General features: G+C 36.6%; 9 protein-coding genes. 3 read left to right on the top strand and 6 right to left on the bottom strand.

Annotated elements, in window-relative coordinates; genetic code table 11:
- Nucleotides 1-171: 171 nt before the first annotated feature.
- Complete coding sequence (locus BIV60_RS28890) at nucleotides 172-324, bottom strand: YjcZ family sporulation protein (RefSeq protein WP_083402471.1); 153 nt, start codon at nucleotides 322-324, stop codon at nucleotides 172-174.
- Between the two features lie 578 nt (nucleotides 325-902).
- Between BIV60_RS28890 and BIV60_RS28895 the strand changes: the two genes are divergently transcribed.
- Both BIV60_RS28895 and BIV60_RS28900 read left to right on the top strand, forming a co-directional pair.
- Nucleotides 903-1,025 (top strand): YjcZ family sporulation protein, encoded by a 123-nt coding sequence (locus BIV60_RS28895; protein WP_083402472.1) that lies wholly within the window; start codon nucleotides 903-905, stop codon nucleotides 1,023-1,025.
- A 53-nt stretch (nucleotides 1,026-1,078) separates the two neighbouring features.
- Nucleotides 1,079-1,165, top strand: a complete 87-nt coding sequence (locus BIV60_RS28900) for a YjcZ family sporulation protein (RefSeq protein WP_083402473.1) — start codon at nucleotides 1,079-1,081, stop codon at nucleotides 1,163-1,165.
- Nucleotides 1,166-1,357: 192 nt separating this feature from the next.
- Here BIV60_RS28900 and BIV60_RS26460 read toward each other — a convergent pair whose 3' ends face one another.
- The 3 genes from BIV60_RS26460 to fabF form a co-directional block, all read right to left on the bottom strand.
- On the bottom strand, nucleotides 1,358-1,570 hold the full coding sequence (locus BIV60_RS26460; protein ID WP_071358644.1) for a hypothetical protein: 213 nt from the start codon (nucleotides 1,568-1,570) through the stop codon (nucleotides 1,358-1,360).
- A gap of 495 nt (nucleotides 1,571-2,065) precedes the next feature.
- Complete coding sequence (locus BIV60_RS31110; protein WP_083402474.1) at nucleotides 2,066-2,188, bottom strand: phage holin; 123 nt, start codon at nucleotides 2,186-2,188, stop codon at nucleotides 2,066-2,068.
- A gap of 285 nt (nucleotides 2,189-2,473) precedes the next feature.
- The gene (gene fabF, locus BIV60_RS26465; protein ID WP_071358645.1) at nucleotides 2,474-3,709 is read right to left on the bottom strand and encodes a beta-ketoacyl-ACP synthase II; all 1,236 of its coding nucleotides are present in this window, start codon (nucleotides 3,707-3,709) and stop codon (nucleotides 2,474-2,476) included.
- 122 nt (nucleotides 3,710-3,831) lie between these two features.
- Between fabF and BIV60_RS26470 the strand changes: the two genes are divergently transcribed.
- Entirely contained in the window at nucleotides 3,832-4,683 is an 852-nt protein-coding gene (locus tag BIV60_RS26470) for a helix-turn-helix transcriptional regulator (RefSeq protein WP_071358646.1), read from the top strand.
- Between the two features lie 269 nt (nucleotides 4,684-4,952).
- Here BIV60_RS26470 and BIV60_RS28910 read toward each other — a convergent pair whose 3' ends face one another.
- Nucleotides 4,953-5,039: a YjcZ family sporulation protein gene (locus BIV60_RS28910; RefSeq protein ID WP_083402174.1), complete on the bottom strand. Its 87-nt coding sequence runs from the start codon at nucleotides 5,037-5,039 to the stop codon at nucleotides 4,953-4,955.
- A 53-nt stretch (nucleotides 5,040-5,092) separates the two neighbouring features.
- Nucleotides 5,093-5,224, bottom strand: coding sequence for a YjcZ family sporulation protein (locus tag BIV60_RS28915; protein ID WP_083402475.1), 132 nt, complete (start codon nucleotides 5,222-5,224; stop codon nucleotides 5,093-5,095).
- Nucleotides 5,225-5,761 lie beyond the last annotated feature (537 nt).

Consider the following 5,761-nt stretch of genomic DNA (forward strand, 5'->3'; position numbering starts at 1 on the left):
GAGGCAGAACACAACATGAGGTGCAGCAGATGGCTTTGGTTTATACAACATTTGCCTAATTAGACTTTATGGCAGGGCTTGCCTAATTTACTTTTTTCTCCATATGAGCATTTAACAATTTATACAAAAAAGAAAAAAGCCTTTTTATAAGACTTTTTTTGAAAAATTAAATTAGTACCACACGACTGCCCCGATAATAATTAATAAGATAAACAAAACAACGATTAAGGCAAAGCCACCAAAACCGGCGCCAAAACCAACACCTCCATAGCCAAATCCGGTGCAACCGCAACCACCAAAACCACCATAGCCAAAACCATCCATATACACAACCTCCTTTCAGCTGATACCTATAAAATATGTAAAATACCAAAAAGGGGGTGGGCACTATCTGCAATTAAAACCCTTCTCCTAGGTTGTCTCCCTGTGCCATGCTTAGTGTAGTCTTTTATTGCGTCGAAAGGATTAATAAATACAAAAAAGCCCATCTAGGTAGGGGCTTTTGGTGATTGAGACTGTCTGTGACAAGTCTATGTGCTAAGCAAGACTATGGCTTTTCGGATACACTCTAGACTATGCATCAGTTTAACTTGCGTACCCAATCGGATAAGCCTAATTTGGAGTAATCTTTTAGAACATAACCCCAAGAATTAAATCATTATATATCAGCACTTGTCCTTCCAGTTCATTATCTTGTACATATATTATGATTACCACCAGCGTAAAACCAACATATTACACATTACCTTCTCTTTTAAGAGCGTTTGCCTATAAAGCGGACGTTTCTTTGCATTTATAGGCAAATCGTATATTTTGCCTTCTCAATATGATATTTGTCCAAGCGATTCTTGTCTTATGAAATATTATACATACTGAAAGGTTTATTTCGGACAATCTAACAGATGGTGACCAATATGTGCTTTGGAGGCTTTGGCTACGGTGGTTTCGGCGGAGGCAGTACATTTGTTTTAATCGTAGTATTATTTATCCTTTTAATTATTGTTGGTGCATCTTGTTTTTATTAATAAACCAATACACGTTCAAGCAGAATGAATCATTAATGCTGGAGGTGTAATAAATGGACGGAGTAGGAAATAGTTTTGCGTTAATCGTAGTATTGTTCATCCTTCTTATCATTGTTGGTGCATCATTTATGTTTTATTAATAATAAAATGGATGGAGCAGGAAAAAGGCCCTTTATCGGGCCTTTTTTAACGTTCAATCGCTTGACGTAACCGTAGAAGTTAACTCCCTTAATCCGTTCTAGGTATTCGATGTCCTCTTTCATTCGTGATATTTAAACGAGACAGATTAAATAGCATAAAAGGATCTTCGGTGGAAGATCCTTTTTTCCGTTCTATTGTAAATTGTTTTGTTGCGATTTAGCTGTAGCTTGGGCTTGTTGAACTTCTTGTTGAGCTTGCTGGACTTGTTGTTGAGCTTGTTGAATTTGTTGTGTGTTTGTACTTGCTTGAGCAGATTGAACAGCTTGTTGCGCTTGTTGAGCAGCTTGTTGTGCTTGTTGAGCAGCCTGTTGCATTTGTTGTTGCTGTTGGTTTTGTTGTGTCATGAAAATACCTCCTAGGTAAATGAATTTTGTTTGGAATTTAAAATAAAAACTCAACAATAATTAAAATTTGCAAGTTTGAAAAAGTTTATACATTTTTCAAGCTTAATATCCTTTATGTTACATTCAGTTTTGCTTCTGAATCCATAAAAAAAGGGGGCACTCCCCCTCTTTTCAACTTCTAATTCTTCATCTATCATTTTCTTTAACTGTGTTTCGTCAACGCAAAATTAAAATCCTTTTCGTGGGTGGTTATAGGAGTAAATGCGTCATACGCATTCTTATTTTGGGGTCACCCAGGCATTTGTTTTGCTGGAGACTTGAACATTTTCTTTGCTAATATCCTGTTTTATTGCTAATGACCTCCCAACTTGCACCCAATCCCTATATTGGTAACAGCAAAATTATCTTATGTTAGCCTACACCCTAAAAAATACTAGAATTTGTCCGGTAAAAAAAGAAAAAATCCCAACCATTGATGGGTGAGGGCTGTAAAAACTAATGTTTTCTATTTGGTAAAGGTTCTTCTCGCGTCAATACATTTTCGGAATCTCCAACACCATTTACTGTTGGGTCTTGGATAATTCCTAAATAGGAGGAAATAAACAAGGAACGGTTCAGAAATTCCTAAAAATCAAATAGAGGAATGTTCTAACCTTAAGATAAATATTAACCTTAATATTTATCTTAAGGTTAATGTGTAGATTAACATACAACTTTTTCGTCCCTCCATAAAATCACCCTTTAATTGAATAAATAAAAAGCCAGCAATGATAGCCGGATCTTCAAGTAACGCACCCTATAGTTGAACAATCGTCATTAGCTTTTATTCAACAATCGGGCCATTTAACGGAATAAACTAACCGTTTCCTTAAGAAACGGTTAGATTTACGAGAGAAAGTTTATTCACTCGTATTTCCTTAAAACAATTGCCGCATTATGACCTCCGAAACCGAATGAGTTAGACAGACCCGTATTTATTTTCACTTTGCGAGCAATAGATGGTACATAATCGAGATCACATAATGGATCAGGATTTTCTAAGTTAATTGTTGGAGGAATTATACCTTCCTTTAAACTCATTGCTAAAGCAATTGCTTCAACCCCGCCTGCTGCCCCTAACATATGACCGATCATAGATTTATTAGCTGTTACTGGAATCTGATAAGCTTGTTTACCAAAAAGCTGCTTAATAGCCATCGTTTCGGAGATGTCTCCCACTTTTGTACTTGTTGCATGGGCACTAATAACATCAATTTCTTCAGGCGATATATTTGCATTTTTTAAAGCTGATCTCATTGCAAGATAGGCCCCTTTACCTTCCGGATGTGTAGCCACGATATGGTGTGCGTCTGAACTTGCACCATATCCAATGACTTCTGCATAAATCTTTGCCTCTCTACGTAATGCATGAGATAAAGATTCTAAGATTAGAATTCCAGCACCTTCTGACATGACAAATCCATCTCGATTTTCATCAAATGGACGACTAGCTTTAGTGGGATCATCGTTTCTTGTTGATAATGCTGTAGCATTACCAAAGCTTGCTATTGATAAGTCTGTTATAGCTGCCTCTGTTCCACCTGCGAACACAACGTCAACTTCTCCGGAACGAATTAGTCTAAAGGCTTCACCAATAGCTGTATTTCCAATTGCACAAGCAGAAACGGGCGATAAAGAAGGTCCCATTGCGTTCCACTTGATACTAATTTGTGCTGCAGCAGCATTAGAAATCATAGCAGGTACTAGGGTCGGGCTAACTCTTCTTGGCCCCTTCTGTCTAAGCACATCAATATTTTCAATCAAGGTTTCAATTCCCCCTATACCTGAACCTACATATACGCCTAACCTTTCTACATCTATACGATCGAGGTCTAACTTAGAATCTACCCAAGCTTGTTCAGCTGCAGCCAAAGCAAATTGAGAAAAACGATCTAAACGTCTAGCTTCGTTCTTTCCTAAAACTTCATCTGCATCGAAGCCTTGGACGATACCTGCAATTTTTGTCTTATGATTAGTAACATCAAATGTATCGATAGTGGATATACCAGATTCCCCGTTAATCAAATTGTTCCAAAATGTTTGTATGTTGTTTCCTATAGGAGAGACTATCCCCATACCGGTAATCACAACTCTTTCCACTTTTCATCCCTCCAAATAAATAATTTACTTGTATTTTACATCTCTTTTATCCTATTACAAGTGATATTTTATCCTGGTATAATTACTAATAGGTTAAATTGATAAGATGAGGAGTTTAAAAAATGAATGATAAAACTAGGCTTGAAGCTTTGTCGACATTCTTAAAAGCTAAGCGTGCTCAAATTAAGCCAGAGTCTGTTGGTTTGCCTGCTGGAACCCGGAGAAGGACACCTGGATTACGAAGAGAAGAGGTTGCACAATTAACAGGTGTAAGTACCACTTGGTATACATGGCTAGAGCAAGGAAGAGATATAAAAGTTTCTTCAATCGTACTTGATTGTATTTCTACAGCTCTACAATTAAATAATGATGAAAGAGACTACTTATATGACCTGGCATTAGAGACAAAATCAGAAATTACAAATCAAAAAAAGAATCAATCAGATCTTAGCCCTTCTTTAAAACGAATACTAACTGAATTAACATATTGTCCGACTATCATTACGGATCGACATTGCCATATAGTGGGCTGGAATCCCGCAGCTGCTCATGTTTTTTTAGATTTTGAACAAATACCGAATGATCAAAGAAATTTGATTCGTTTAGTGTTCACTAGAAAAGAATTAAAAGCATTGGCCGTCAATTGGGAACATTTTGCGAAAGGTTTTCTTGCTATTTTCCGTACCTATTATGGACACTATTTAGGCGATGAATGGTACAACCAATTTATTAAAGAAATGAGTTATTCACATTCAGAATTTCAGGAATTATGGCAAGAAAGTCAAGTAAGTAAGGCTCCAGAAATGATAATTGAATTCAGACATGCTAAAGCAGGCAAAATGTTGTTTAATTTAACTTCTCTTCAGGTTCAAGGTGATATGGATTTACGGTGCAGTATCTATACACCAGTAGAAGAAACAGATACAGAAAATAAATTAAAGCGATTAATGAAGAGGGTTTCGGTTGAAAATTAATAAAGTAATTTCGTTATTCCATTATAGGGCGCTTTTCTTTAGTAAGAAGGCGTCTTTTTGATATTCCCCTACACATTAAGGGATTAGTTTTTGTTAAGATAAAAAAAGATTGTGAAGATTATCACTTAAACAAACGGGTACTTGAGTTGAATAAGTATCGGGCTGCATCAGCAGTTTTTTTGTGTTCTGAAAAATGTAACAACAAATACACTTTAAACGTTAAAAAAGGCCCGATAAAGGGCCTTTTTCCTGCTCCATCCATCTTATTATTAGTAGAACACAAATGCTGTACCAACGATGATAAGGAGGATGAATAATACTACGATTAACGCGAAACTACTTCCTACTCCGTCCATTTATTACACCTCCAGCCATAATGATTCATTCTGCTAGAACGTGTATTGGTTTATTAAAAAATAAAAGAAGTACCAACAATAATTAAAAGGACGAACAATACTACGATTAAAACGAAAGTGCTGCCGCCGCCATAGCCACCACCGTAGCCAAAACCACCGCAACCTCCGAATCCGTATCCAAACATACTTATCACCACCTGTTAAAATGTCCGAAATAAATCTTTCACTATGTATCATATTTCATAAGACAAGAATTGCTTGGACACACATCATATTGAGAAGGCAAAATATACGACATGCCTAAAAATGCAAAGAAACGTCTGCTTTAGGCAAACGTTCTTTATATCCGTAAAGGTAATGGAATATGTCTGGCTAACGATGGTGTAATAATAATATATGTACAAGATTATGAAATGGAATGGACAAGGGCTGATTTATAACGAATTCATTCTTGGTCTGTTCTAAAAAATTCCTCCAAATCAGGCTTAACCGATTGGGTACTCAAGTTAGACTGATGCATAGTCTAGAGTGTAGCCGAAAAGCCATAGTCTTACTTAGCACATAGACTTGTCAAAGACAGTCTCAATCACCAAAGGCCCCTAGTAGGGCTTTTTTGTATTTATTAATCCTTTCGACTTAATAAAAGACTACACTTAAGCATGGCAAAGGGAGAAGCCTAGGAGAGGGTTTAATTGCAGACAGTGCCCTTCCCCTTTTTTGGT

This window comes from Bacillus sp. MUM 116 (assembly GCF_001866655.1).
In the GTDB taxonomy this organism is placed as follows: Bacteria; Bacillota; Bacilli; order Bacillales; family Cytobacillaceae; genus Neobacillus.